Source organism: Methanospirillum sp., assembly GCF_035560735.1.
Classification (GTDB): Archaea; Halobacteriota; Methanomicrobia; order Methanomicrobiales; family Methanospirillaceae; genus Methanospirillum.
This window is the reverse complement of record NZ_DATMYY010000272.1, coordinates 1-2,742: the sequence shown is the minus strand read 5'-3', so window position 1 is coordinate 2,742 and position 2,742 is coordinate 1. Positions and strand designations below refer to the sequence as shown.

Here is a 2,742-nt window from a genome sequence, read left to right as displayed (position 1 = left end):
TGGGATGACTATATCCTCTTTTTCGGACCTAGATCTCTCGCCACCTATTCTTCGTGCCCTCTCCGATATGGGATTTGAAGAACCCACGCCGATACAAAAACAGGCGATCCCTCTCCTCATGGCCGGGCAGGACATTGCCGGCCAGGCTCAAACCGGTACCGGGAAGACAGCAGCGTATGCAATCCCGGGCATCGAACGATGCAAGGAGGAACTCAGGGCAGTTCAGGTCCTTGTCCTTTGTCCAACCAGAGAACTTTGTGTGCAGATCGCTGCTGAATACACCCGCCTTCTCAAATACAGAAAAGATATACATGTACTTCCGATATATGGCGGTCAGGCGATTGATGGCCAGATTCGTGAATTAAAACGCGGAATTCACATTTGTATCGGAACTCCTGGACGTATTCTGGATCATATTGCGCGCACGACCCTCAGCCTTTCCAATGTCCATCTTGTTGTTCTTGATGAGGCTGATCAGATGCTTGACATGGGTTTCAGGCCAGACATTGAAAGTATTCTTTCATACGTTCCCCGTGAAAGACAGACTGTTATTTTCTCAGCAACTCTTCCAAAACCAATACTTCAGATATCACGCAGATACCAGCGTGATCCTGAAATGGTCCGGATTGCTCACAAAGAACTGACTGGTCCGGGAATTGATCAATATTTCATTGAACTGGTTGAAGCAGCTAAAGATGATGCTCTCTTCAGGCTACTTGATCGGCACACACCTTCCAGGGCAATGGTTTTTGCCAATACCCGTAGGATGGTAGATCTCATTGCAAGCAAACTAAAAGCTCAAGGGTATCTTGCAGAAGCTCTTCATGGTGACATGAAACAGCGTGAGCGAGATCGTGTAATGGGTGGATTCCGACATGGGTCTATCAGTATTCTTGTTGCCAGTGATGTAGCAGCCCGTGGTATTGATGTTGAAGATGTTGAGATGGTCTTCAATTATGATCTTCCCCAGGACATTGAGTACTATATTCACCGGATTGGGCGGACAGCCAGGGCTGGTAAAGGTGGAAAATCGGTAAGCTTTGTTATGCCACGCGACCGTTGGAGGATGAAGGATATCCAGCGGCAGACCAACACACACATGCACCGAATGTCTATCCCAACTGCTGCAGAGATTGCAGAAGCACGGGCAAAAGAGACAATATCCAAGATTAAGACTGTTATTGGAAGTGAAGACCTCACAAAATACCAGGAAGTAATCGAGAGTCTCGTTGCAGAAGGGTTTGATCCGGTACAGCTGGCTGCTGCATTCCTGAAAGAAAAGAGTGCCTACACTGGATCTTCTGGTGCGAACGAGGTAGCGGGTGGTGAATTCTCAGAGCAACCTGGTTCAGCCCGGTTATTTATCTCTGCAGGACGCAAAGATGGATTCAGTCCTCGCGATATTGTTTATGCAGTATCTTCAGCATGTAACATGCCTGAACGTGCAGTGGGAGATATCCAGATGTACCCTGCATATTCCTTTGTTCAGATCCCATCATCGTATGTAAACCGGGTAATTTCCCGGCTTGATGGAGCAGAGATCAGGGGAGTCAGAATCGGTGTCAGCCCGGCTAAACCACGCCAGCAATAATTTAGCCGAACCTTTTAATCAAATTCTCTCTCTTTCTCTTTATTTTTTGGTCTATCCATTAATACTGTACTTAAAATCTGTGAATTTGAAAGTTTGAGTTTCCGTTTATTGCTTCAACCAATGTTCTGACCTGTGTATCGATAACATCCTGTCTGATACTATGTTGGTACTCTTCAATCAGTCTTCGAATGAGCATCTCTGAAAGGATGCAGCGTTTTTCCCCGCATTCATATGAATCTTCTCTGATTTCTCCGGTATTAATCAGATCAAGAGTTACGAGATCAATCATCCTGGTCTTCCAGCAGTTTACAAGATCGGTTGCCAAAGATCGCTTTCCCCGGTTAAGCATACCCTGATCTGGATCGAGATGCACTCCGATGAGTGTCCTTGTGCAGTCTGTGGTGAGCATAGCATATCCAAAGGAGAGAATAGCATTAACCGGATCACGGTATGGTCTGCTTGTTCTTCTTTTATAGTTCAGGTCCGGTGAAATCAATCTGCTCATAATCTCATAGTACATATCACCAATGAGCCTGTCAACTCTGCTTATTTCATCAATTTTTATAAGACTGTCAAGTTCATCTGCTGCTTGATTGAGTATGTCCAGTTCACCGCTGAAGAGAATTTTTCCGTCTCCTTCTTCATTCCAGCGTTCAATAGTCAGCATCCGTTGACGTACCACTCCTTTTGCACAGGCAAGAGCATAACTGAAGGGTGCAGCCCGGGCTTGATTATCCCGAATGGTCTCGTCCATTGTATATCCATAGGGTTTCAGATACCCAGCTGGTTCGCCATCAGATTCAAGAAATGAAATAAAGATGTGATTGTTTAGAAGAGTTGTGATCGCTGATGTCTGAATCTGATGCCCTCCCATGATCATCAAATGATCGAGATCAGTGAGTGGGATATCGGTAGTAGCGCCATGGTACTGAATCGAAAGGATTTCCCGGGTTGCCTTTATGTGTGATCCATGCCCCGCTACAACCTTCCATATTGGATATCCAGTTGTGTGGTTCATGGTATACCTGTGTATGAGGTCAATGACCTATCGTATGAGAACATATTTTTTATCCGGGGCGATTTTATGAAGTGAAACTTTTATTTTTCATTAGATACGATGTATATTCAATTTATGGGCTTGAAAGTTTGGA

The 2,742-nt window shown here is 45.1% G+C and carries 2 protein-coding genes; one reads left to right on the top strand and one right to left on the bottom strand.

The window, feature by feature from the left end:
* A partial coding sequence (locus VN429_RS07715; protein ID WP_325631720.1) for a DEAD/DEAH box helicase occupies positions 1 to 1,591 on the top strand: 1,591 nt, incomplete at its 5' end.
* 70 nt (positions 1,592 to 1,661) lie between these two features.
* Here VN429_RS07715 and cas1 read toward each other — a convergent pair.
* Positions 1,662 to 2,609, bottom strand: a complete 948-nt coding sequence (gene cas1, locus VN429_RS07710) for a CRISPR-associated endonuclease Cas1 (RefSeq protein WP_325631717.1) — start codon at positions 2,607 to 2,609, stop codon at positions 1,662 to 1,664.
* Positions 2,610 to 2,742 lie beyond the last annotated feature (133 nt).

Bases quoted from the DNA above. Each gene is read 5' to 3' on its own strand.
- cas1 (WP_325631717.1), bottom strand. From the start codon at position 2,609: ATGAACCACACAACTGGATATCCAATATGGAAGGTTGTAGCGGGGCAT.